The sequence below is a fragment of the Aeromicrobium sp. genome, from assembly GCF_047606445.1.
Classification (GTDB): domain Bacteria; phylum Actinomycetota; class Actinomycetes; order Propionibacteriales; family Nocardioidaceae; genus Aeromicrobium.
Genome location: NZ_JASGEK010000062.1, coordinates 66781 through 90672 on the forward strand (window position 1 = coordinate 66781; position 23892 = coordinate 90672).

Sequence of the window (23892 nt, forward strand, 5' to 3'; positions counted from 1 at the left end):
TCCGGCTGGGCTTCCCGTCTCTGGGCTTTCCATCCTCTGTCGCGTTCTCCGCGCGTACGGAGAGGGTGGGTCGCCACGGTGCTGTCGTATACAGCCAAGCGGTTGGCGCTGGTGGTGCCGACGCTGCTCTTCGTGTCACTGGTGACGTTCGCCCTGGCGCACTTCTCCGCATCCGACCCCGTCGCCGCCAAGTACAGCTACTTGGGAATCACTCCGGACCCGGCAGTTCTGGCCCGGGAGCGGGCCGACGCCGGCGTGAACGACCCCTTCATCGTGCAGTACGCGCGCTGGCTCTCCGGCGCGATCCATGGGGACTTCGGCGAGTCCTACGCCTATGGCGCGGACGCCGGCGCGGAGGTCCTGCGCCGGTTGCCGCGGACGATCTGGCTCGCGGTGGCGACGCTTGCCGCCACGATCATGGTGGCATTGCCGCTGGGCCTGGTGGCGGCGTCGTACCACGGACGCTGGCCGGACACGCTGGTGCGACTGTACTCCTTCTGCGGCACGGCGATGCCGAGTTTCTGGATCGGGTTGCTCCTGATGTACCAGTTCTCCGTGCGGTGGTCATGGCTGCCGGTCATGGGGAGTTCGTCGCCTCGGCACATCGTCTTGCCCACAGCGACCCTGACGTTCTGGCTCGCCGCGCTCTACGTGCGGCGGTTGAGGAGCAGCCTGCTGGAGGAGTTCGGCAAAGACCACGTGGTGGGCGCCCTCGCGCGCGGCGTTCCCCGGCATCGGGTCCTCTGGCGCGACGTCATGCCGAACGCGTTGATCTCGGTGCTGCCGTTGGTGGGGCTCAGCGTGGGCGCGCTGCTCGGCGGCGCCGCCGTCGTGGAGTCGGTCTTCGAGTGGCAGGGCATCGGGAAGACGGCCGTCGCGGCGACCGCGGTGCGCGACTACCCCGTGCTCATGGCCTACGTGACCTGGGCGTCCCTCATCTTCGTGGTCGCCAACACGGCGGTCGACCTCCTCGGCCATGCCATCGACCCGCAGGCACGTCGTGCGGCGACGGGAACACGATGACACGGACGCTCAGGAGGCTGTCGGGGTCGTCGGGATTCGTCGCCTTGGGCGTGCTGGCGATCCTCCTGGTCGCGGTCGCGCTGCTGGCTCCGGCCCTGGCTCCTCACGACCCGCTGGAGACCCACTACGACCACATCCTCGCCGGCAGCAGCCGGCGGTTCCCGCTCGGAACCGACCAGCTCGGACGCTGTGTCCTGTCCCGTCTGATCCACGGCGGCCGCACGTCGCTGCTGATCGTCTTCGTCGTGTTGGCGATCTCCTCCGCTCTGGGGATCGGGGTCGGCGTCCTCGCAGGCTGGATCGGCGGGCCGGTGGACCTGGCCGTCTCGGCTCTCGTCGACATGACCATGGCGCTCCCCTCCCTGGTCTTCGTGATCGCGTTCGTCGGCATGACCGGTCCGGGCCTCTCGCACACGATGATCGCGATGATCGCCGTCGGCTGGTGCGAGTACGCCAGAGTCAGTCGCGCGATGGTGCTGTCTATCCGCGACGAGGACTACATCGCCCAGGCCACGCTGAGCGGAGTCGGCCCCGCCGGGCTCCTCACGCGCTACCTGCTGCCCAATGTGCTGCCGAACATCCTCGTCGTCGTGACCCAGGGCTTCGGGGAGTGCCTCTTGAACCTCGTCGGCCTGTCGTTGCTGGGGCTCGCCTCGCAGCCGCCGACCCCGGAATGGGGATTCATGCTGGCCGAAGGCCGACGTTTCATCCAGACCGCGCCGCACATGATGGCGAGCCCAGGGCTGGTCATCGTCCTCCACGTCGTCGTCTTCAGCCTCCTCGGCGACCGGCTCAGGGATCTCCTCCAGCCCCAGGCGACGACCGACCTCCGCAGCGGCTTCACGGCTCGCGTGCGCTCGGATCTTCAGCGGCCCCGTTCCGGGGGCGTTGTGGCACGACTCCACAAGAAAGGGAGAACATGAGAAAACCCATCCTGAAGGCGGCCCTCCTGGCCGTCCTGTCGGCGACCTTGCTGGTCGCGGGCTGCTCTGGCGGGGGGTCGGACAACGGCCCCAAGCACGTCGACGCCGCCCTGTACTGGTTCGGCACCAACCTCGACCCCGCCGTCGAGTACAACGGCTGGACGGTGCGCCGGGCCGGCATCGGAGAGACCCTGGTCACCATCGACGAGAACCTGGAGGTCGTCGGCGAGATCGCCGACTCCTGGGAGATGGTCGACGACACGACCTGGCGCTTCCACATCCGCCCGGAGGTCACCTTCCACAACGGCGACCCCGTCGACGCGGCAGCGGTGAAGGCCTCTTTCGAGCGGGTGCTCGAGATGGCCGAGCGCGCCCGCACCAGCACGGGCATCAGCGACATCACCGTCGACGGGGACGACGTCGTCTTCTCGACCGACGAGCCGCAGGCGTCGTTCCTCAACGAGATCTCCGAGCCCCTGTTCACGGTCGTCGCCGTGGGCGAGGGAATCGACTACGAGAACGCCCCGATCGCGTCCGGGCCGTTCAAGGTGGCCTCGTTCGAACCCGACGTGAGCATCGAGCTGGAACGACACGACGACTACTGGGACGGTGCCTCGGACCTCGACACGATCACCGTGGTCAACATCGAGGACGACAGCACGCGGGCGGCGGCCTTGCAGTCCGGCGACGTGGACGTCGTCCAGCGGATCGCCGCAGGCGACCTCGACACCTTCTCGGGCAGCGACGAGTACGAAGTGACGAAGACTCGTGGCATCAGGTCGCGAGCCCTCCAGTTCAACTACGACAACCCCTACCTGGCCGATGCCAACGTGCGCCGCGCCATCGCCGAGAGCCTCGACTACGAGGCGTTGGCCGAGGTCCTCGGCGAGGACGCCGAGGTGGCTGCGGCCCCCTTCCCCCTCGAGGTTTATGGGTACGGCCAGGTGCCGGCGTACGAGTTCGACGCGGACGCCGCGGCGGACCACCTCGCCGAGGCCGGTTTCTCCGACGGCGACGCCGACGGATACGTCGACAAGGACGGACAGAACCTCCACCTGGAGCTGACCTACGACTTGGCGGACATGACCGTCTTCAACGAGGCTGTCCAGGACATGCTCAAGCAGTCGGGGATCGAACTCGAACTCAAACTGGTCGAAAATCTCGACGACGTCGAGGCTGCGGGCGATTTCTCCATCAAGCAGCGCAACACCCAGTATCTGACGACGGGCGATCCGGTCTGGCTTCTGACATCGCTCTACGATTCGGGCAGCGAGACCAACTACGGGCACTACAACGACCCGGAGTTCGACGCCATGGTCGACGCCGTCAGCCAGGAGTTCGATCAGGAGGAGAAGGCGAGACTGGTCAGCGAGGCGCAGACCTACATGCTGGAGAACGCCGTCGACGTCTACACGGTGTCGCAGGCCAATGTCGTGGCGTCGTCGACGGCGGTGTCGAACGTGCTGGCCCATCCGATCGACTACTACTTCATCACGAATGAGCTGACGATCGGCGAGTGACCGGCAGGAGGCGGGAACGGTGTCCGGCGGCACGGACATGAACGGGCTGTTGCGCGTCGAGAATCTGACCTTGGCCTATGGTGAGGGTCCGGATGCGCTCCACGACGTCTCGCTGAGCGTCGACGAGGGCGAGATCCTCGTGGTCGTCGGAGAGAGCGGCAGTGGAAAATCGACGTTGCTGCGGGCCGTCATGGGCCTGTTGCCGGACACCGCCCGCCTTCGAAGCGGCCAGGTCCTGTTCCGGGGGCGGCCCCGCCCCGAACCCGGCAGGGATCTGGCGATGATCTTCCAGCACCCGGTGCAGTTCATGAATCCGAAGCGGCGCGTCGCTGCCCAGTTCGACGACATGCTCCGCGCGCACGGCGAGTCGTCGCGGACGGAACGACGCGAGGTGATGCGCGCCTCGTTGTCGCGGCTGCGGCTGGAGGACCCCGACCGGGTGCTCGACGCCTATCCGTTCGAGCTGAGCGGCGGCATGATGCAACGCGTCGCGATGGCGATGGCGATGAGCCTGGGGCCGCCGCTGCTGCTGGCCGACGAACCCACCAGTGCTCTCGACACCGTGTCGCAGAAGCGGGTGGCCGACCAGTTGACGCGGTTGAACCGCGACGACGGCGTGAGCCTCCTGATGGTGACTCATCACCTGGGACTCGCGGACCGGTTGGCGCACCGTATCGCTGTCATGCGTCGCGGGCGGATCGTCGAGATCGGGGACGCCGAGCAGGTGGTGGGCGATCCACGGCATCCCTACACCAGGCAACTCGTCGAATGGGATGCGCGATGAGCGACGCACGACGCATAGGAGCTGCGGCGGGCGACGGGCGAGAGGTGCTGGCGGCTCGTGGGCTCGGGCGGTCCTTCGGAGCCGGCTCCGCCCGAGTGGAGGCCGTGTCGTCGGTCGATCTGCGTTTGCACCGAGGGGAATGTCTCGGGCTGGTAGGCCAGAGCGGAAGCGGGAAGACGACCCTGGCCCGGATGCTGGCGTCCCTGATGCGTCCGAGCCGCGGGGAGGTGCTGATCGGCGGGGAACCGGTCGAGGTCCTGCGCCGCCGCGAAGGCCGTAGATTTCACCGGCATGTTCAGATGGTGTTCCAGAATCCTCCCGGAGCATTCAGCCCTCGGATGACGATCGGGGTCTTCCTGGAGCAGGGGTTACGTCATCTGTGCCGGGTTCCGGCGTCCCAGGCGCGCGGCTCGGTCGGCGCCATGTTGGAGCAGGTGGGTCTGGACGAGGGATTCGCAGGCCGCCTGCCGTGCGAGCTCAGCGGCGGCGAACTGCAACGCGTCGTGATCGCCCGTGCGATCTCGGTGTCTCCCGACGTCCTGGTCCTGGACGAGCCGACAGGCGCGCTCGACGTCTCCACGCAGCGCCAGATCCTCGATGTGCTCCGCCGCCTTCGAGCGTCCTCGGGCATGGCCCAGCTGGTGATCGGACACGACATCGGAGTCGTCCGGCAACTGGCCGACCGTATCGCGGTCATGGATCGGGGTCGCATCGTCGAGGTCCTCGCGGCCGACCGTTTCGAGCGGGACGCACGGCACCGGCACAGCCGCGATCTCATCGCGGCCCAGATGACGGTTCGTCGAGGCGGCTGAGCCACGACGGCGCGCACTGTGCGTCAGGCTGGGGTGGCGCCGCGCGGCCGAAGAACGTCCGAGGGCGTGGCTAGGCTGGTCGGGTGCCCACACGAACGTCGTCCGCCAGCTCCTCCAGCATCGATCAGATCGTCGTCCGAGGCGCCCGCGAGCACAATCTCAAGGACGTCTCCCTCGACCTTCCGCGCGACGCGCTGATCGTCTTCACCGGCCTGTCCGGGTCCGGCAAGTCCTCGCTCGCCTTCGACACGATCTTCGCCGAGGGGCAGCGCCGCTACGTCGAGTCGCTGTCGGCCTACGCCCGCCAGTTCCTCGGGCAGATGGACAAGCCCGACGTCGACTTCATCGAGGGCCTGTCGCCGGCGGTCTCCATCGATCAGAAGTCCACCTCGCGCAATCCGCGCTCGACGGTCGGCACCATCACCGAGGTCTACGACTACCTTCGCCTGCTCTACGCGCGCGCCGGTCGCGCTCACTGTCCCGACTGTGGCGAGCCGATCACCCGGCAGACGCCGCAGCAGATCGTCGACCGGGTGCTCACCGCCGAGGAGGGCACGCGTTTCCAGGTGCTCGCGCCGGTCGTCCGGGGCCGAAAGGGTGAGTATCTGGAGCTGTTCGGCCAGTTGCAGACGCAGGGCTTCAGCCGGGCGGTCGTCGACGGCGAGGTCCATCTGCTGGCCGACGAGCCGCCCAAGCTCGCCAAGCAGAAGAAGCACACGATCGACGTCGTCGTCGACCGTCTGCAGGCCAAGCAGAGCGCGCAGCAGCGGCTCACCGAGTCGGTCGAGACGGCGCTCGGCCTGGCCGACGGCCTCGTCGTCATCGACTACGTCGACCGCCCCGACGACCATCCCGAGCGCACCCGCCGGTTCTCCGAGAAGCTGGCCTGCCCCAACGACCATCCGCTCGCCGTCGACGAGTTGGAGCCCCGCTCGTTCTCCTTCAACGCCCCCTTCGGCGCCTGCGGGGAGTGCCACGGCCTCGGCACCCGCATGGAGGTCGACCCCGAGCTGGTCGTCCCCGATCCGGGCAAGTCGCTCGACGAGGGCGCCATCGCGCCGTGGTCGTACAACCAGATGTCGGAGTACTTCCTGCGCATCCTGCAGGCGCTCGGCGACGAGATGGGCTTCCGCACCGACATCCCGTACGAGGACCTGCCCGCCGACGTCCAGCGCACGATCATGCTCGGCCGCAAGGGCAAGGTGCACGTCGTCTACCAGAACCGTTACGGCCGCCGCCGCGAGTACGACGCCAGCTTCGACGGAGCCATTGAGTTCGTCCAGCGCCGCCACGCCGAGACCGAGTCCGACACCAACCGCGAGCGGCTCGAGGGTTTTATGCGGGAGGTGCCCTGCGGAGCCTGCGAGGGCACTCGGCTCAAGCCGGTCATCCGCGCGGTCATGCTGAACCACCCCGACCTCGGGCCGAAGAACATCGCCGAGGTCAGCCACCTGTCCATCGCCGAGGCCGCCGAGTACCTGCAGGGCCTCGAGATGAGCGATCGGGAGCGGCAGATCGGCGAGCGGGTGCTCAAGGAGATCCACGAGCGGCTGCAGTTCCTGCTCGACGTCGGCCTCGACTACCTCTCGCTCGACCGGGCGGCGGGCTCGCTGTCCGGCGGCGAGGCGCAGCGCATCCGGCTCGCCACCCAGATCGGCGCGGGCCTCGTCGGGGTGCTCTACGTGCTGGACGAGCCGTCCATCGGCCTGCACCAGCGCGACAACCGGCGTCTCATCGACACCTTGGAGCGGCTGCGCGACCTCGGCAACACGCTCATCGTGGTCGAGCACGACGAGGACACCATCGCGGTGGCCGACTGGGTGGTCGACATCGGCCCCGGCGCCGGCGAGCACGGCGGCGAGGTCATCGTCTCCGGCCCGGTGGAGGAGCTGCTGGCCAGCGAGACGTCGATGACGGGCAAGTACCTGTCGGGGCGCGAGAAGATCCCGCTGCCGGAGGTGCGCCGCCCCCAGGAGAAGGGCCGACGGCTGACCGTGCGCGGCGCCCGTGAGAACAATCTGCGCGACATCGACGTCACTTTCCCGCTCGGCCAGTTGGTCGCGGTCACGGGTGTGTCCGGGTCGGGCAAGTCGACGCTCGTCAACGACATCCTCTACACGTCGTTGGCCCGTTCCATCTACGGGGCGCGCACGATCCCGGGCCGTCACAAGCGCATCGACGGCCTCGACCAGGTCGACAAGGTCATCCACGTCGACCAGTCGCCCATCGGCCGCACGCCCCGCTCCAACCCGGCCACCTACACCGGGGTCTTCGACCACGTCCGCAAGCTGTTCGCGCAGACGCCCGAGGCGAAGATGCGCGGCTACCAGCAGGGCCGGTTCTCGTTCAACATCAAGGGCGGCCGCTGCGAGGCGTGCTCCGGCGACGGCACGATCAAGATCGAGATGAACTTCCTGCCGGACGTCTACGTCCCGTGCGAGGTGTGCCACGGCGCCCGCTACAACCGCGAGACGCTGGAGGTCCACTACAAGGGCAAGACCATTGCCGAGGTCCTCGACATGCCGATCGAGGAGGGCGCGGAGTTCTTCGAGGCGATCCCGGCGATCTCACGACACTTGAAGACGCTGGTCGACGTCGGTCTGGGTTATGTCCGGCTCGGGCAGCCCGCGCCGACGCTGTCCGGCGGCGAGGCGCAGCGCGTGAAGCTGGCCGCCGAGCTGCAGAAACGCTCCACCGGCCGCACGCTCTACGTGCTCGACGAGCCCACCACCGGCCTGCACTTCGAGGACATCCGCAAGCTGCTGCTGGTGATCGGCCGACTGGTCGACAGCGGTAACTCGGTCATCGTCATCGAGCACAACCTCGACGTGATCAAGACGGCCGACTGGATCATCGACATGGGCCCCGAGGGCGGCGGCGGCGGCGGCATGGTCGTCGCCGAGGGCACCCCCGAACAGGTGGCCGCCGTCGACGCCAGCCACACCGGCCGCTTCCTCAAGCCGTTGCTTGCTGATCGTTTTGCTTGAGTTCTGTCTGTGACCGCTGCGACCCTGTTGGAGTGAGGTTGTCCGAACGGGGGATGACCGGAATCGAGGGGAACTATGACGCAGAACGAGGTCGTCGTCTATCTGGCGCCGGGGCTGGAGCTGTCCCTGCCATTCGACTCAGAGCAGGAGACGTTCTGGGCGACTGAGAGTCAGATCTCTGAGTTGTTCGAGATTGATCGGTCGGGTGTCAACCGCCATCTGCGGAACATTCTTCGTAGCGGGGAGGTGGAGGAAGAGAGCAATGTGCAAAAAATGCACATTGCTGGCTCGGACCGTCCGACGTCTCTCTACAGCTTGGACTTGATCCTCGCGGTGGGCTATCGGACGAACTCTGCTCGTGCGATCGACTTCCGACGATGGGCGAGCGCCCGTCTGCGTGACTACCTCGTCAAGGGCGCGGCCGTCAACGAGCAGAGGTTGGAGCAGATCGGCTCCATCGTCACGATTCTGTCCCGCTCGGTCGATCCCGTGGTGGCAGGTGTGGCCGATGTGGTCGCCGACTACTTGCCGGGTTTGAGGCTTCTGCGCGACTACGACGAGGGCGAGTTCCCCGAGGTCGACGGCAACGCGCCGGGCTGGCAGTTGACGGTCGAGGAGGCGCGGGCCGTCATCGCCCAGGTGCGGGCCGAGTTCCCCGACGACACGTTGTTCGGCCGGGAGCGCGGTGACGCGCTCGCTTCGGTCGTCGCGGCGATCTACCAGGGCTTCGGCGGAGCGGACCTCTACTCGACGGCTGAGGAGAAGGCCGCGAACCTGCTCTACTTCGTGGTGAAGGACCACCCGCTCTCCGATGGCAACAAGCGCACCGCCGCCGCCTTGTTCGTCACCTTCCTGAGTCGCAATGGGATTTTGCACGGCGACGGCAGAGAGCCGAAGATCTCGAACAACACCTTGGCCGCGTTGACGCTCCTCGTCGCGATGAGCGAGCCACGTGAGAAGGAGCTCATGGTGTCGCTCATCGTCCGCATGCTGACCGACCGCGCGGAGTGCGGCGTGTGAAGATCGATGTGTCAGTGGGCGCTGAGAGACTGGCCCGGTGAGTGAGACGAGCAAAGAGTCCGAGCGGGCCGAGCTGCACAAGACCATCTGGCGGATCGCCAACGATCTGCGGGGCAGCGTGGACGGATGGGACTTCAAGTCCTATGTGCTCGGCATGCTTTTCTACCGTTTCATCTCGGAGAATCTGAGCGCCTACCTCAACGAGGCCGAGCACGAGGCGGGCAACGCCGACTTCGACTACCGGTACCTGACGACGGAGGAAGCGGAGTTCGCCCGCGAGGGCGTGGTCCAGGAGAAGGGCTTCTACATCCTCCCGCAGGATCTCTTCGCCAATGTGCGAGAGAAGGCCCGGAACGACGTCAACCTGAACGAGACTCTGGCTCGGGTGTTCACCAACATCGAGGCGAGCGCTGTCGGTTCCGACGCCGAGGACGACATCAAGGGGCTTTTCGACGATCTGGACGTCAACTCCTCGAAACTCGGTCCGAGCGTCGCGAAACGTAACGAGAAGCTCGTCAAACTGCTCGACGCCATCGGCGACCTGCCCCTCGGCTACGCGAACAACACCATCGACGCCTTCGGCGACGCCTACGAGTATTTGATGGGCATGTACGCCTCCAGCGCGGGCAAGTCCGGGGGTGAGTACTACACGCCGCAGGAGGTCTCTGAGCTGTTGGCGCGGATCACGGTGGTCGGCAAGACCGAGGTCAACAAGGTCTACGACCCCGCCTGTGGCTCAGGCTCGCTGTTGCTGAAGTTCGACAAGGTGCTCGGCCACCAGAACGTGAGACGCGGCTACTTCGGCCAGGAGGTCAACCTGACCACCTACAACCTGTGCCGGATCAACATGTTCTTGCACGACATCAACTTCAGTCATTTCGACATCGCTCACGGCGACACGCTGATCGACCCGGCGCACTGGGACGACGAGCCGTTCGAGGCCATCGTGTCCAACCCTCCGTACTCGATCAAGTGGGAGGGCGACGCGAATCCGTTGCTCATCAACGATCCGCGGTACGCGCCCGCCGGGGTGCTGGCGCCGAAGTCGAAGGCCGATCTCGCCTTCGTCATGCATATCTTGAACTGGCTCGCCGTCGACGGCACGGCGGCGATCGTCGAGTTCCCCGGCGTGCTCTACCGGGGTGGAGCCGAGGCGAAGATCCGCAAGTACCTCGTGGACAACAACTACATCGACACGGTGATCCAGTTGCCGCCCGACCTGTTCTTCGGCACCACCATCGCCACCTGCGTGATCGTGCTGAAGAAGTCCAAGGCCGACAACAAGGTGTTGTTCATCGACGCCTCGGCCGAGTTCACCCGACAGGGCAATAAGAACAAGCTCACGGCGGAGAACCAGCGCAAGATCCTTGACGCCTTCATCACTCGTGAGGACGTCGCGCACTTCGCCGCCCTCATCGATCACGCCGCTATCGCCGAGAACGGCTACAACATCGCCGTGTCCTCCTACGTCGAGGCTGAGGACACCCGTGAGGTCGTCGACATCAAGGAGCTCAACGCCGAGATCGCACGCATCGTCAAGCGCCAGTCCGCCCTGAGAGTCGAGATCGACGCCATCGTCGCGGACTTGGAGGGGGAGTCATGAGTGATGACGTTCACGTGCCCGGTTTGAAGCGTCGAGGCCAGCAAGTGGTGGAGGCCCCCGACGCGGCGGCCAACGTGGTGTACTCAGGTATTCGAGAGACGATTGCCGCTGTTCGTAGTCGAGTCGCGGCCGCGATCAACACCGAGACAGTACATGCTTACTGGGAAGTGGGACGGCAAATCGTTGAGGCTCAAGGGGAGCGAGCGGCTTATGGCAAGCGCTTGCTTCACTACTTGTCGCAACGCTTGACGATGGAGTTCGGTCCTGGCTTCGATGAGTCGAACCTCCGTAAGATGCGCCGTTTCTACCAGGCGTTCCCGATTCGGGACGCGCTGCGTCCTGAATTGAGTTGGACGCACTACCGGGAGTTGACGAAGGTCGTCAACGACGAGGAGCGCGCGTTCCTCGCGAAAGAGGCGGTGCAGTCGGGATGGACGGTGCGGCAGCTCTCCCGGCAGATTTCGACGGGTTATTACCACCGACTCAGGGCCACGAGTCAGGAACATCGCGCTGAGGTCGCAGGTGAGGTTTTCGAGCGGGAGCCGCGTACGGCCGCTGATGACCTGCTCAAAGATCCTTATGTCTTTGAGTTCCTCGATATGGCTGAGCCTCGTCGGCTTGCCGAGAGAGATGTTGAGCAGGGGCTCATCGATCGTTTGCAGGACTTCCTTCTTGAGTTGGGAAGGGGTTTTGCCTTTGTGGCTCGTCAGAAACGAGTGACGGCAGATGGTGACCACTTCTTTATCGATCTGGTTTTCTATAACTACATCCTCAAGTGTTTCGTATTGATCGACCTGAAAGTTGGAAAGCTCACGCACCAAGACATTGGACAGATCGACTTCTATCGAAGGGTCTTTGACGATCAGGTGCGGCCCGAAGGTGATAACCCTTCCATCGGACTGATTCTGTGCTCGGAGGAGAGCGAGGCGGTAGCGAAGTACTCGATCCTCGCCGATGGAGTTGGAGTGTATGCCGCTCAATACCTGACTTTTCTGCCTACCGAGGAGGAATTGCGTACTGAACTTCTGCGAGAACGTGAGGCGCTGGAGCGGGAACTAGGAAGTTTGGGGCGGGAGTCGTGAGCCGTATCGACGATCTGATTCGCGAGCACTGCCCGGATGGGGTGGAGCGCGAGGCCCTCGGTGAAGTTGGCGAGTTCGTACGAGGTGGCGGCCTTCAAAAGAAAGACTTCGTGGACGAGGGTTTCCCGTGTATCCACTACGGTCAGATCTACACGTACTACGGCACCTCGACCACCTTGACGAAGTCTTTCATTGATCCCGGTTTGGCGGCGAAGTTGAAGAAGGCCAGTCAAGGCGATCTCGTTGTGACGACCACCAGCGAGAATATTGAGGATGTCTGTACGGCCGTCGCCTGGCTCGGCGATGGGGAGATTGCAATCGGTGGTCACTCCTGCGTTTATAAACACATGCTTGACCCCATGTACGCGGCCTACTACTTCCAGACAGTTCAGTTTGAGTTGCAGAAGCGAAAGTTCGTGACCGGAACCAAGGTCAAGGACATTAAAGTATCTGATATCGCTCGTATCCAGATTCCCGTCCCGCCTGCGGCGATTCAGCGAGAAATCGTTGAAATTCTTGATAAGATGGAGATGCTGCAAGCCGAGCTTGAAGCCGAGCTTGAACAACGTCGTCTCCAGTATGCTCATTACCGTGACGCGCTGTTGACGTTCACCGAGTCCCCCCACCAGGCGGTCAGGTGGGTTCCGATGGGTGAGGTGGGCTCGTTCTTCCGCGGTCGTCGGTTCACCAAGAACGATATTGCGCCGGACGGTTTGGCGAGCATCCACTACGGCGAGATTTATACCGGATATGGGGTCTTTGCGGACGCGCCGCTCTCGCGGGTGAGGCCTGAGCTCGCGCCTAGCCTGCGGTTCGCAAGCACTGGCGATGTCGTCATCGCTGCGGTCGGTGAGACAGTTGAAGACGTCGGGAAGGCCGTGGCATGGCTAGGTGCCGATGAGATAGCTATCCACGATGACACCTTCGCTTTTAGGCACGCGATGAATCCCAAGTTCGTCTCGTACTATTTTCAGACTCCTCAGTTTCATGCGGAGAAGAACAAGTACGTTGCTCGGGCAAAGGTGAAACGCATATCCGGTGACAGCCTGGGCAAGATTCCAATCCCTGTCCCCTCTCGTGCAGAACAAGACCGTATCGTCGCCATCCTCGACAAGTTTGACGCCCTCGTGAACGACCTCTCGACTGGCCTGCCGGCCGAGATCGCGGCGCGCCGCCAGCAGTACGAGTACTACCGGGACAGGCTGCTCACCTTCCCTGAGAAGGAACCTCTGACGTGAGCGAGATTCCTGGGCCGCCGTTCACGATCTCGGTGTCGGCGGCGGACTCCATGGCGAAGATCGTCGAGAGCGCCACGCGACTCGATCTGGGCACTGGATTCCGGCTGGACATTCGCCTGCATCGGGAGAACCGGGTGCGATCGATCTGCTCGTCGCTCGCCATCGAAGGCAACCAGCTCTCTGAGGCGGAGGTGGCGGACGTCATCAACGGCCAGCCGGTGCGGGGGAGGCCCGCGGACGTCCGGGAAGTCAAGAACGCCCACGCGGCCTACGACCAGCTGCTGACGTTCGATCCCTTCGACGTCGACGACTTCCTCACGGCGCATGGCTTGCTGACGCAGGGGCTCATTCGTGAGTCCGGGGTGTTCCGCAGCGGCGATGTCGCGGTGTACGAAGGCGACACACCCGTCCACGTGGGCGCCCGGCCACAGTTCGTGCCCGAACTCATCAGCGACTTATTCGCATGGGCGAGAGGTTCGGACCTGCATCCCGTGCTGCTCAGCGCCGTGGTGCACTGCGAGATCGAGACGATCCATCCCTTCGCCGACGGCAACGGCCGGATCGGCCGCCTGTGGCAGACCCTCATTCTCGTCCGTTGGAAGGAGGTCTTCGCCTCCTTGCCGATGGAGTCGGTCGTCTTCGAGAACCGTCCGCAGTACTACCAGGCGCTCCGTGACTCTCAACAGGATAACGACGCCACCGGTTTCATCGAGTTTTGTCTCCAAGCGGTGCTCGCCACCATCGAGGAGATGTTGGTGGTGGATCACTCGACAGCGAGAATCTCCGACACTGTCGGAGATCGCGTCGGAGATCGTGCTGTTCGAACTGTCGGAGTAACGGAGTCAGTCGTCCAGTTGCTGCGGGACGATCCGACTCTGAGCGCTGCGACGATAGCGAAGCGTCTGGGCACGACGTCACGGACCGTCGAGCGGCGTCTGGCCGCTCTCAAAGCGGAGGGGCGCGTGCGACGCGAGGGGTCGGCCAGAGCCGGACGATGGATGGTGATCGATGATGAGTGAGCCTGATTCCGCCTACCGCTACGAGCCGGTCTCGGTCAGCGACGAGAGCACCGTCGTCGCCGAGTTCGTGCCGGAGGAGGCCGAGGAGCCCGCCTACCAGTCAGAGGCGGAGCTGGAAGAAGCGTTCATCGAGCAGCTTCGTCACCAGGCGTATGAGTACCTGCCGATCACCACCGAGGCCGAACTGCTGGCGAACCTTCGGACTCAGTTGGAGGCGCTCAATCAGATCACCTTCTCCGACGCCGAATGGCGACAACTCCTCGGGATCGTCGCGGCGGCCAACGAGGGCATCGTCGAGAAGACGGCGCGCCTCCACACCGACCACGTGCAGGTCATCACCCGTGACGACGGCACGGCGAAGAACATCTCCCTGATCGACAAAGCCAACATCCACAACAACCGCCTCCAAGTCATCAACCAGTACGAGGTCGAAGGCACCAGAGCCAACCGATACGACGTGACCGTGCTGGCCAACGGACTGCCGATGGTCCACATCGAGTTGAAACGTCGCGGTGTCGACCTGCGTGAGGCGTTCAACCAGATCAACCGCTACCAACGCGAGTCCTTCTGGGCAGGATCGGGTCTGTTCGAATACGTCCAGCTCTTCGTCATCAGCAACGGGACGCTGACGAAGTACTACTCCAACACCACTCGCGACGGCCACCTCGCCGAACAGTCAGGGCGCAGACGTCGCCGTAAGACCTCGAACAGCTTCGAGTTCACGAGTTGGTGGTCCGACGCCACGAACGCGGCGATCACCGACCTGGTGGGGTTCACCAAGACGTTCTTCGCCAAGCACACCCTGCTCAACCTCCTCACGAAGTACTGCGTCTTCGACGTCGACCGCAAACTGCTGGTCATGCGGCCCTACCAGATCGTCGCGGCCGAGCAGATCCTTCAGCGAATCCTCACCTCCACCAACGCGCGGCAATGGGGCAGCACTGCCGCAGGCGGCTACATCTGGCACACCACCGGCTCCGGCAAGACCCTCACCTCCTTCAAAGCCGCTCAACTCGCCTCGGCGATGGAAGACGTCGACAAGGTGTTGTTCGTCGTCGACCGCAAAGACCTCGACTACCAGACTCAACGCGAGTACGACCGGTTCGAGAAAGGCGCGGTCGACGGCACCAACAACACCGCCCACCTCAAACGACGGCTCGAAGATCCTGGCTCACGCATCATCGTCACGACGATCCAGAAACTCGCCAACTTCGTCAAAGCGAATAAAAGCCACCCGATCTACACCGATCACGTGGTGCTGATCTTCGACGAGTGTCATCGCAGCCAGTTCGGCGACATGCACACGTCCATCACCCGGGCGTTCAAGCGGTACCACCTCTTCGGCTTCACAGGGACGCCGATCTTCACCGAGAACGCAGGGTCCAGCGGCAGCCCCCGGCTCCGCACGACCGAACAGGCCTTCGGCGACCGGCTGCACACCTACACGATCGTCGACGCCATCCGAGACAAGAACGTCCTGCCGTTCCGTATCGACTACGTGAACACGGTGAAACTCCCCGCCGCGCTCCCGACCGCACAGGTCACGGCGATCGACACTGAGAAGGCGTTGCGCTCACCCGAGCGCGCCGACGCCATCGTCTGCTATGTGCTGGACCATTTCGACCAGAAGACGCGACGCAACACCAGCTATCTGCTCAAAGACAAGCGTGTCACCGGCTTCAACTCGCTGTTCGCCGCCGACTCCATCGACTCGGCCAAGCACTACTACAACGTCTTCGAGGCGGAACAGCGGAATCGTGAGGCAGCCGATCCGGCCTATCAGCGCCTCAAGACCGGCGTGATCTACTCCTACGCGGCCAACGAGGAGCAAGTCGACGGAGTGCTCGGCGAGGAGAGCTTCGACACGAGCGACCTCGACCAGAGTTCTCGAGAATTCCTCGACGACGCCATCGCCGACTACAACGACTTGTTCGGCACCTCGTGGGATAGCAGCGCCGACGGCTTCCAGAGTTACTACAAGGATCTGTCCAAGCGTTTGAAGAGCCGCGAGCTCGACATGGTGATCGTCGTCAACATGTTTCTGACCGGGTTCGACGCGACCACGCTCAACACCTTGTGGGTCGACAAGAATCTCCGTTCGCACGGCCTGATCCAGGCTTACTCGCGCACCAACCGCATCCTCAACTCCGTCAAGACCTACGGCAACATCGTCGCGTTCCGTGACTTGGAGCAAGCGACCAACGACGCGCTCGCCCTCTTCGGCAACCGAGAGGCGCGCGGCGTGGTGCTGCTCAAGCCGTACGCCGACTACAACGCGGAGTACCAGGAGGTCGTCGCCGGCCTGAGAGCCCACTTCCCCTTGGCGGAGCCCATCGTCGGAGAGGCCGCCAAGAAAGAGTTCATCTCACTGTTCGGTCAACTCTTGCGGCTACGGAACATCCTCACCTCCTTCGACGAGTTCGCCGGTGACGACCCACTGACCGAGCGGGAGTTCCAGGACTATCGGTCGCGCTACCTCGACCTGCACGCGGAGTTCCGTCACGCGGAGAACGCCGAGAAGGAGTCGATCAACGACGATGTCGTGTTCGAGATCGAGTTGGTCAAGCAAGTGGAGGTCAACGTCGACTACATCCTGCTGCTCATCGAGCAGTGGCGTCAGACCCGCGGGGACGGCGGTGACGGCGGTGACGTCGAGGTGGAAGCTCGTCAGAGCATCACTCGTGCCGTCGACTCCAGCCCGTCGTTGCGCAATAAGAGCGACCTCATCATGGCCTTTGTCGACGCGGTGAACGTCAGTGGCGACACCCGCGAGGACTGGCGACAGTTCGTCACGCAGCGGCGCGAGGCGGAGTTGGCGGCCATCATCGCCGAGGAGGGCCTCCGGCCAGAGCCGACACGAGAGTTCATGGCCGACGCTTTCCGCGATGGTGCCGTCGCCGTCACAGGAACTGCGGTGACCCGGATTCTGCCGCCGGTCTCTCGTTTTTCCGTCGACGGCGGTCACAGCGCGAAGAAGCAAAGGGTCGTCGCCAAACTGTCGGCTTTCCATCACCGTTACTCGGGGTTGGTCTGAGACATGGCCCACGTCGCGTTCTTCCGCAACCTCAACCTGGGGCATCGGGGGAGTCCGGGCAAGAGCGAGCTGGTCGGGGCGTTCGGCCAGGCGGAGCAGGCGCGGAGTTTTTAGACGAACGGCACGGTCGTGTTCAGCGCCGCTGATCCGGCGGTGACCGTGCGTGCTGCGCGGGAGCGGCTGCGTGAGATCGGCCACGAACACGACGTGGTGCTCCGCTCGCTCGACGAGGTGCGGCGCATCGTGGAGAGCACGCCCGAGGCTGAGCCCACCGAGGACGTCTACCGGACGACGGTCTCCTTCTTCGACCTCGACGTCCTCCCCGAGGTCTCGCTCCCGGCCCGCAGTGCCAACGGCCTGGTGGAGGTGCGGGCGCTCGGCCGCGGACACGCCGGCGCTGTCTGTTGGAAGCCGAAGAACACCGCCGGCGATGTGACGGGGTTCCTGGAGAAGACCCCCGGCGTCCCCGTCACCACCCGCACGCTCGGCACGCTGCGACGGCTCGTTGCGTCAGTTGAGCAGTAAGAGAACGCCGAGAGTCAGCAGCGCCATGCCCCAGGTCACGAGCCCGCAGCGTCGGACAGTGAACCAGCTGAGCGGGACGTTTCGGCCCCGCCGATCTAGCCAGGGCAGGAGGAAGGCGGCCAGCGCGAGCGCGAGAATGGCGAACAGCCAGGAATTGCAGGCGTTTTTGAAGGCGTCGGGCAGGTACCAGAACTCCAGGTCGAGCTCCGCCGAACGCCGGGTGCGGCTCGGCATGAACGCGAACGCCGCCGCGGCCAACGGCACGAGGACCACGCCGTGCAGGACCCACCACCGACGGCCGGTGAGTCCGACCACCGCGACCGTCGCCAGGTAGAGGAGCGCGCCCCAGCCGACCAGCCAGCCGCAGAGGGTCCACACGGCGTCGCTGTGGCCGTCCGCGACGGCCACGGCGAGGTCCGCCAGCGGATCCTCGATGAGCGCCGCGAGGACGATGAACGCGACGACCCCGACGACCAGGAGCGCGGCCCATCGCTTCTCGGCTCCGCGTGAGGATTTCTGTCCGTCCACGGTCGTAGTCTGTCCGCATGGCCGACCCCGCGACCTACCGCCCCGCCACAGGGGAGATCCCCACCGAGCCGGGCGTCTACAAGTTCCGCGACGCCGAGGGCCGGGTGATCTACGTCGGCAAGGCCAAGTCGCTGCGGCAGCGGCTCACCTCCTACTTCGCCGATCCGACCGGCCTGCACGAGCGCACCCGACGCATGGTCTTCACCGCCGCCTCCGTCGAGTGGACCGTCGTGGCCACCGAGGTCGAGGCGCTGCAGCTGGAGTACACCTGGATCAAGGAGTTCGACCCGCGCTTCAACGTCAAATACCGCGACGACAAGTCCTATCCCTGGCTGGCGATCACCGTCGGCGAGGAGTTCCCGCGCGTGCAGGTCATGCGCGGCGCGCAGCGCAAAGGCGTGCGGTACTTCGGCCCGTACTCGCACGCCTGGGCCATCCGTGACACCGTCGACACGCTCTTGCGGGTCTTCCCGATGCGGTCGTGCTCCAAGGGCGTCTTCCGGTCCGCGCGGGTCAGCGGGCGCCCCTGCCTGCTCGGCGACATCGGCAAATGCGTCGCCCCCTGCGTCAACCGGGTCACGCCGGAGGAGCACCGCGAGGTCGTCCAGGACTTCATCGGCTTCATGGCCGGCGACACCGCCGCGATCACGCGGGAGCTGCGCGCCAAGATGCGGGCGGCCTCCGACGACCTCGAGTTCGAGCTGGCCGCCACATACCGCGACGACCTCGGCGCGCTCGACAAAGTGCTGGAGAAGCAGACCGTCGTGCTCACCGACGGCACCGACGCCGACGTGCTCGCCCTCGCCGAGGACGAGTTGGAGGTCGCGGTGCAGATCTTCTCGATCCGTCAGGGCCGCATCAAGGGCCAGCGCGGCTGGATCGCCGACCGTGCGGACGACGTCACCACTGAGGATCTGCTGCAGCGAGCCGTGATGACCCTCTACGAGGACGTCGCGGCCTCGGCTGTGCCGCGCGAGATCCTGGTCCCCGTCATCCCCGCCGACCAGGAGGCGGTAGAGGAGCTGCTGGCCGAGGTGCGCGGGGGGCCGGCGCGCTTCCGGGTTCCGCAGCGGGGCGACAAGCGGCAGCTGATGGAGACCGTGCGGCAGAACGCCCAGCAGGCGCTCGCCCGGCACAAGCTCAAACGCGCCGGCGACCTCACCACTCGCAGCCGGGCCTTGGAGGAGTTGCAGGAGGCGCTCGACCTGCCGTCGGCCCCGCTGCGCATCGAGTGCTTCGACATCTCCAACCTGCAGGGCACCGAGATCGTCGCGTCCATGGTGGTCTTCGAGGACGGCTTGGCACGCAAGTCCGAGTACCGGCGCTTCGTCGTGCGGCACGAGGGGCAGAGCGACGTCGCGGCCATGCACGAGGTCATCACCCGGCGCTTCAAACGCCATACGGCGCAGGAGCCCGATCCTGGCGAGGAGGGGGAGAAGAAGCGGTTCGCCTACGCGCCGTCGTTGGTCGTGGTCGACGGCGGGCCGCCGCAGGTCGCCGCCGCGCGGCAGGCCTTCGACGAGCTGGGCGTCACCGACGTCGCGCTGATCGGCCTGGCCAAGCGGCTCGAGGAGGTGTGGCTGCCCGACGACGAGTACCCGGTCATCCTGCCGCGCACGAGCGAGGGCCTGTACCTGCTGCAGCGGGTGCGCGACGAGGCGCACCGCTTCGCCATCAGCCACCACCGCAGCCGCCGTGACCGCTCGATGACCCGCTCGGCGCTCGACGACGTGACCGGCCTCGGCCCCGCGCGCCGCGCCGCGCTCATGGAGCGCTTCGGCTCGCTGAAGAAGCTGCGCGCCGCCACCGCCGAGCAGATCGCCGAGACTCCCGGCGTCGGCCCGGCCACCGCCGAGGCCGTCGTCGCCGCGCTGGCGGGCGCGCCCGCTACGGTGGCTGTCAACACCGCCACCGGCGAGGTCATCGAGGAAGGCTGAGGCGCATGGGCAAGCTAGACGAGGTCGTGCTGATCACCGGCATGACGGGGGCCGGACGGGGCACTGCGGCGAAGGTGCTGGAGAAGCTCGGCTACTACGTCATCGACAACCTGCCGCCGATCCTGCTCGACTCGACGCTCGACACGGTCGAGGCGGCCGACGACATCGACCTGCTCGCGGTCGTGGTCGACGCGCGGTCGCGGTCCTTCTTCGGCGAGCTCGACGAGGCTTTGGTCCGCCTGCGCCAGCGCGGCCTGCCGACCCGCGTGCTCTACCTGGAGGCCTCCGACGAGGTGCTGGTGCGCCGTCAGGAGGCCGCCCGTCGGCCGCACCCCCTGAGCCTGGAGGGCCGCCTCATGGACGGCTTCCACAAGGAGCGCGAGCTGTTGCGCCGGGTGCGGGCCCGCGCCGACCTCGTCGTCGACACCACCTCGCTCAACGTCCATCTGCTCGGCCAGCGGCTCCGCGCCGCGTTCGGCGATCCCGGCTCGACGGGCCTACGCGCCTCGGTCATGTCGTTCGGCTTCAAGTACGGCATCCCCATCGACGCCGACATGGTCGCCGACATGCGCTTCCTGCCCAACCCCTACTGGGACCCGGGGCTGCGGCCGATGAGCGGCCTCGACGACCCCATCCGCGAGTTCGTGCTGGGCCAGCCGCGCGCCGAGGAGTTCCTCGACCACTACGAGGGCATCATCTCGCTGCTCACCGACGGCTTCCTCAACGAGGACAAGCACTTCCTGACCATCGCCATCGGCTGCACCGGCGGCCGCCACCGCTCTGTGGCGATGTCGGAGGCCTTCGCCGAACGGCTGCGCGCGCACGGGGTGAGCACCCTCGTCGTCCACCGCGACCTGGGGCGCGAGTGACCCGCGTCGCGGCGCTGGGCGGCGGCCACGGTCTGGCCGCCAGCCTCACCGCGTTGCGTCGTGTCACCGACGACCTCACCGGCATCGTCACCGTCGCCGACGACGGCGGCTCGTCAGGACGCCTGCGCGAGGAGCTCGGCGTCCTGCCGCCCGGCGACCTGCGCATGGCGCTCGCGGCGCTGAGCGGCGACGACGAGCGCGGACGGCAGTGGGCGAGCGTGCTGCAGCACCGGTTCCAGGGTGACGGCCCGCTCGCCGGGCACTCCCTCGGCAATCTGCTGATCGCGGCGATCTGGGACCAGCTCGGCGATCACGTCGCGGGTCTCGACCTCGTCGGCGACCTGCTCGGATCGCGCGGCCGGGTGCTGCCGATGGCCGCCGTGCCGCTCGACATCGAGGCCGACGTCCGCATGGACGCCACACCCGAGGCGGTGACGGTCGTGCGCGGACAGGCCGAGGTGGCCTCGGTCGACGGCCAGGTGCTCGCGGTGCGTCTCGACCCGCACGACCCGCCGGCCTGCCCGGAGGCGGTCGCCGCCGTCCACGACGCCGACTGGGTCGTCGTCGGGCCGGGCTCGTGGTTCACCAGCGTCATGCCGACGCTGCTCGTCCCGCAGCTGCGCGAGGCGCTGATGGAGACGAACGCCCGCCGCGCCCTGGTCTTGAACTTGCCCGGCGACAAGGAGGCCACCGGCTTCACGGTTGCCGACCACCTGGAGACGCTGGCGGCCCACGCGCCGGGTCTGACGCTCGACGTGGTGCTCGTCGACCAGAGCGTGGTCGGGCGGGTGCGACAGGTCAAAGAGGCCGCTGCGACGCTCGGCGCGCGCATCGTCATCGGCGATCTCGCGCGTTTCCCGGGCAGCGATCAGCACGACCCGGCCCGCCTGGCGGACGCCTTCGGCGGCTTTCTGACCCCGGCATAGAGTGTCCCGCATGGCGTTGACCTCACAGGTGAAGTCGGAGCTCGTGGCGGTCAACGTCACGAAGGCGTGCTGTCGCAAGGCGGAGGTCGCCTCGATCCTGCGCTTCGCGGGCGGGCTCCATATCGTCGCGGGCAAGGTCGTCATCGAGGCCGAGCTCGACAGCGGCGCCGCCGCGCGCCGACTGCGCAAGGACATCGCCGAGATCTACGGCCAGCGCAGCGAGATCGTCGTCGTGCAGCAGAACGGCCTGCGCAAGGGCACCGGCTACGTGGTGCGGGTGGGCCAGGGCGGCGAGGCGCTGGCCCAGCAGACCGGCGTCGTCGACGCGGCCGGACGCCCCGTCCGCGGCCTGCCCCCGGCGGTCGTCGGCGGGTCCTCCTGCGACGCGGTCGCCGCGTGGCGCGGGGCGTTCCTCGCGCACGGCTCGCTCACCGAGCCGGGCCGCTCGTCGGCGCTGGAGATCAGCTGCCCCGGCCACGAGGCGGCGCTGGCGCTCGTCGGCGCGGCCCGTCGCCTCGGCATCACGGCCAAACCCAAAGAGGTGCGCGGCTTCGACCGCGTCGTCATCCGCGACGGCGAGGCCATCGGCGCGCTGTTGACCCGGCTCGGCGCGCACGAGACGCTGCTGGCCTGGGAGGAGCGGCGTCTGCGCCGCGAGGTGCGCGCCACCGCCAACCGGCTGGCGAACTTCGACGACGCCAACCTGCGCCGCTCGGCCCGTGCGGCGGTCGCGGCCGGAGCGCGGGCGCAGCGGGCGCTGGAGATCCTCGGCGACGAGGTGCCCGACCACCTCAAGATGGCCGGCGACCTGCGGGTCGAGCACCGCCAGGCGAGCCTGGAGGAGCTGGGCCAGCTGCACGACCCGCCGCTGACCAAGGACGCCATCGCCGGGCGCATCCGCCGCCTGCTGGCGATGGCCGACAAAGCGGCCGCCGAGCAGGGCGTCCCCGACACCGAGTCCTCCATGAACGACCTGCCCGAGGGGTGACCGGGCCGCCGCTCCCGTTAGGCTTGCCTCCGACCCAGGTCCATCCCACTTCAGGAGCAACTCGTCGTGACCGTTCGCGTTGGCATCAATGGCTTTGGCCGCATCGGCCGTAACTTCTTCCGGGCGGCGCGCGCCGCGGGGTCCGACATCGAGATCGTCGCTGTCAACGACCTCACCGACAACAAGACCCTCGCGACGCTGCTGAAGTACGACTCGATCCTCGGCCGTCTCGACGCCGACGTCAGCTACGACGACACCTCGATCACCGTAGGCGACCAGAAGATCGCCGCCTTCGCCGAGCGCGACCCCGCCAACCTCGACTGGGCGTCGGTCGGCGTCGACATCGTCGTGGAGTCCACCGGCTTCTTCACCGACGCGACCAAGGCCAAGGCCCACGTCGACGGCGGCGCCAAGAAGGTCGTCATCTCGGCCCCGGCCAAGAACGAGGACATCACGATCGTGATGGGCGTCAACCACGAGCTGTACGACGGCGCGCAGCACACCGTCATCTCGAACGCCTCCTGCACCACCAACTGCCTCGCCCCGCTGGCCAAGGCCCTCAACGACGGCCTCGGCATCGAGCGCGGCCTGATGACCACGATCCACGCGTACACGCAGGACCAGAACCTGCAGGACGCCCCGCACAGCGACCTGCGCCGCGCCCGCGCCGCCGCGCTGAACATCGTCCCGACCTCCACCGGCGCCGCGAAGGCCGTCAGCCTCGTGCTGCCGGAGCTGGCCGGCAAGCTCGACGGCTACGCGCTGCGCGTCCCGACGCCCACCGGCTCGGCCACCGACCTCACCTTCACGGCGAGCCGCGAGACCTCCGTCGAGGAGGTCAACGCGATCGTCAAGGAGGCCTCCGAGGGCGCCATGAAGGGCTTCCTGACCTACACCGAGGACCCGATCGTCTCGAGCGACATCGTCACCGACCCGGCGTCGAGCATCTTCGACTCGGGCCTGACCAAGGTCATCGGCGACCAGGTCAAGGTCGTCTCCTGGTACGACAACGAGTGGGGCTACTCCAACCGTCTCGTCGACCTGGTCACGCTCGTCGGCGCCTCGCTCTGATCC

The 23892-nt window shown here is 66.2% G+C and carries 19 protein-coding genes; 18 read left to right on the top strand and 1 reads right to left on the bottom strand.

Translation table 11 applies throughout. From position 1 onward, the window contains the following. The first annotated feature begins 78 nt into the window (after window positions 1–78). The 13 genes from QM621_RS11580 to QM621_RS11640 all read left to right on the top strand — a co-directional run bounded on the left by QM621_RS11580 (window position 79) and on the right by QM621_RS11640 (window position 17570). Window positions 79–1023, top strand: coding sequence for an ABC transporter permease (locus QM621_RS11580; RefSeq protein ID WP_414990536.1), 945 nt, complete (start codon window positions 79–81; stop codon window positions 1021–1023). After that, a complete protein-coding gene (locus tag QM621_RS11585; RefSeq protein WP_414990537.1) occupies window positions 1020–1946 on the top strand; it encodes an ABC transporter permease in 927 nt (308 codons plus the stop codon). The genes QM621_RS11580 and QM621_RS11585 overlap by 4 nt, the downstream gene beginning before the upstream one ends. After that, the gene (locus QM621_RS11590; protein ID WP_414990538.1) at window positions 1943–3466 is read left to right on the top strand and encodes an ABC transporter substrate-binding protein; all 1524 of its coding nucleotides are present in this window, start codon (window positions 1943–1945) and stop codon (window positions 3464–3466) included. Before QM621_RS11585 ends, QM621_RS11590 begins: the two co-directional genes overlap by 4 nt. 19 nt (window positions 3467–3485) lie before the next feature. Next, window positions 3486–4250: an ABC transporter ATP-binding protein gene (locus tag QM621_RS11595; RefSeq protein ID WP_414990539.1), complete on the top strand. Its 765-nt coding sequence runs from the start codon at window positions 3486–3488 to the stop codon at window positions 4248–4250. A gap of 104 nt (window positions 4251–4354) precedes the next feature. After that, window positions 4355–5062, top strand: a complete 708-nt coding sequence (locus tag QM621_RS11600; protein WP_414990540.1) for an ABC transporter ATP-binding protein — start codon at window positions 4355–4357, stop codon at window positions 5060–5062. 83 nt (window positions 5063–5145) lie between these two features. Further along, the gene (gene uvrA / locus QM621_RS11605) at window positions 5146–8049 is read left to right on the top strand and encodes an excinuclease ABC subunit UvrA (RefSeq protein ID WP_414990541.1); all 2904 of its coding nucleotides are present in this window, start codon (window positions 5146–5148) and stop codon (window positions 8047–8049) included. Between the two features lie 75 nt (window positions 8050–8124). Then, window positions 8125–9069: a RhuM family protein gene (gene rhuM / locus QM621_RS11610; protein ID WP_414990542.1), complete on the top strand. Its 945-nt coding sequence runs from the start codon at window positions 8125–8127 to the stop codon at window positions 9067–9069. A 37-nt stretch (window positions 9070–9106) separates the two neighbouring features. Continuing rightward, a complete protein-coding gene (locus tag QM621_RS11615; RefSeq protein WP_414990543.1) occupies window positions 9107–10672 on the top strand; it encodes a type I restriction-modification system subunit M in 1566 nt (521 codons plus the stop codon). Further along, window positions 10669–11754: a PDDEXK nuclease domain-containing protein gene (locus QM621_RS11620; protein ID WP_414990544.1), complete on the top strand. Its 1086-nt coding sequence runs from the start codon at window positions 10669–10671 to the stop codon at window positions 11752–11754. The genes QM621_RS11615 and QM621_RS11620 overlap by 4 nt, the downstream gene beginning before the upstream one ends. After that, window positions 11751–12992: a restriction endonuclease subunit S gene (locus QM621_RS11625; protein WP_414990545.1), complete on the top strand. Its 1242-nt coding sequence runs from the start codon at window positions 11751–11753 to the stop codon at window positions 12990–12992. The genes QM621_RS11620 and QM621_RS11625 overlap by 4 nt, the downstream gene beginning before the upstream one ends. A 50-nt stretch (window positions 12993–13042) precedes the next feature. After that, window positions 13043–14011, top strand: a complete 969-nt coding sequence (locus tag QM621_RS11630; protein ID WP_414990546.1) for a Fic family protein — start codon at window positions 13043–13045, stop codon at window positions 14009–14011. Next, complete coding sequence (locus tag QM621_RS11635; RefSeq protein ID WP_414990547.1) at window positions 14004–17045, top strand: type I restriction endonuclease subunit R; 3042 nt, start codon at window positions 14004–14006, stop codon at window positions 17043–17045. The genes QM621_RS11630 and QM621_RS11635 overlap by 8 nt, the downstream gene beginning before the upstream one ends. A gap of 129 nt (window positions 17046–17174) precedes the next feature. Then, a complete protein-coding gene (locus tag QM621_RS11640; protein ID WP_414990548.1) occupies window positions 17175–17570 on the top strand; it encodes a hypothetical protein in 396 nt (131 codons plus the stop codon). On the opposite strand, the gene QM621_RS11645 is transcribed toward QM621_RS11640, so the two are convergent. Further along, the gene (locus QM621_RS11645) at window positions 17556–18098 is read right to left on the bottom strand and encodes a hypothetical protein (protein ID WP_414990549.1); all 543 of its coding nucleotides are present in this window, start codon (window positions 18096–18098) and stop codon (window positions 17556–17558) included. The genes QM621_RS11640 and QM621_RS11645 overlap by 15 nt on opposite strands. Before the next feature lie 17 nt (window positions 18099–18115). Between QM621_RS11645 and uvrC the strand changes: the two genes are divergently transcribed. From uvrC to gap, 5 genes are all read left to right on the top strand, one after another. Further along, entirely contained in the window at window positions 18116–20035 is a 1920-nt protein-coding gene (uvrC, locus tag QM621_RS11650; RefSeq protein ID WP_414990550.1) for an excinuclease ABC subunit UvrC, read from the top strand. A gap of 5 nt (window positions 20036–20040) precedes the next feature. After that, complete coding sequence (rapZ, locus tag QM621_RS11655; RefSeq protein WP_414990551.1) at window positions 20041–20904, top strand: RNase adapter RapZ; 864 nt, start codon at window positions 20041–20043, stop codon at window positions 20902–20904. Further along, window positions 20901–21830: a gluconeogenesis factor YvcK family protein gene (locus QM621_RS11660; protein ID WP_414990552.1), complete on the top strand. Its 930-nt coding sequence runs from the start codon at window positions 20901–20903 to the stop codon at window positions 21828–21830. Before rapZ ends, QM621_RS11660 begins: the two co-directional genes overlap by 4 nt. A gap of 10 nt (window positions 21831–21840) precedes the next feature. Beyond that, window positions 21841–22818 carry a DNA-binding protein WhiA gene (gene whiA, locus QM621_RS11665; protein ID WP_414990553.1) on the top strand — a complete coding sequence of 326 codons (978 nt, stop codon included), beginning with the start codon at window positions 21841–21843 and terminating at the stop codon, window positions 22816–22818. A gap of 66 nt (window positions 22819–22884) precedes the next feature. Continuing rightward, window positions 22885–23889 carry a type I glyceraldehyde-3-phosphate dehydrogenase gene (gap, locus tag QM621_RS11670; RefSeq protein WP_414990554.1) on the top strand — a complete coding sequence of 335 codons (1005 nt, stop codon included), beginning with the start codon at window positions 22885–22887 and terminating at the stop codon, window positions 23887–23889. The last annotated feature ends 3 nt before the right edge of the window (window positions 23890–23892 follow it).

Excerpts from the sequence above, each read along its gene's own strand:
- QM621_RS11585 (WP_414990537.1), top strand. The coding sequence starts at position 1,020 with ATGACACGGACGCTCAGGAGGCTGTCGGGGTCGTCGGGATTCGTCGCC.
- QM621_RS11590 (WP_414990538.1), top strand. The coding sequence starts at position 1,943 with ATGAGAAAACCCATCCTGAAGGCGGCCCTCCTGGCCGTCCTGTCGGCG.
- rhuM (WP_414990542.1), top strand. The coding sequence starts at position 8,125 with ATGACGCAGAACGAGGTCGTCGTCTATCTGGCGCCGGGGCTGGAGCTG.
- QM621_RS11620 (WP_414990544.1), top strand. The coding sequence starts at position 10,669 with ATGAGTGATGACGTTCACGTGCCCGGTTTGAAGCGTCGAGGCCAGCAA.
- QM621_RS11630 (WP_414990546.1), top strand. The coding sequence starts at position 13,043 with ATGGCGAAGATCGTCGAGAGCGCCACGCGACTCGATCTGGGCACTGGA.
- QM621_RS11635 (WP_414990547.1), top strand. The coding sequence starts at position 14,004 with ATGAGTGAGCCTGATTCCGCCTACCGCTACGAGCCGGTCTCGGTCAGC.
- uvrC (WP_414990550.1), top strand. The coding sequence starts at position 18,116 with ATGGCCGACCCCGCGACCTACCGCCCCGCCACAGGGGAGATCCCCACC.
- rapZ (WP_414990551.1), top strand. The coding sequence starts at position 20,041 with ATGGGCAAGCTAGACGAGGTCGTGCTGATCACCGGCATGACGGGGGCC.
- whiA (WP_414990553.1), top strand. The coding sequence starts at position 21,841 with ATGGCGTTGACCTCACAGGTGAAGTCGGAGCTCGTGGCGGTCAACGTC.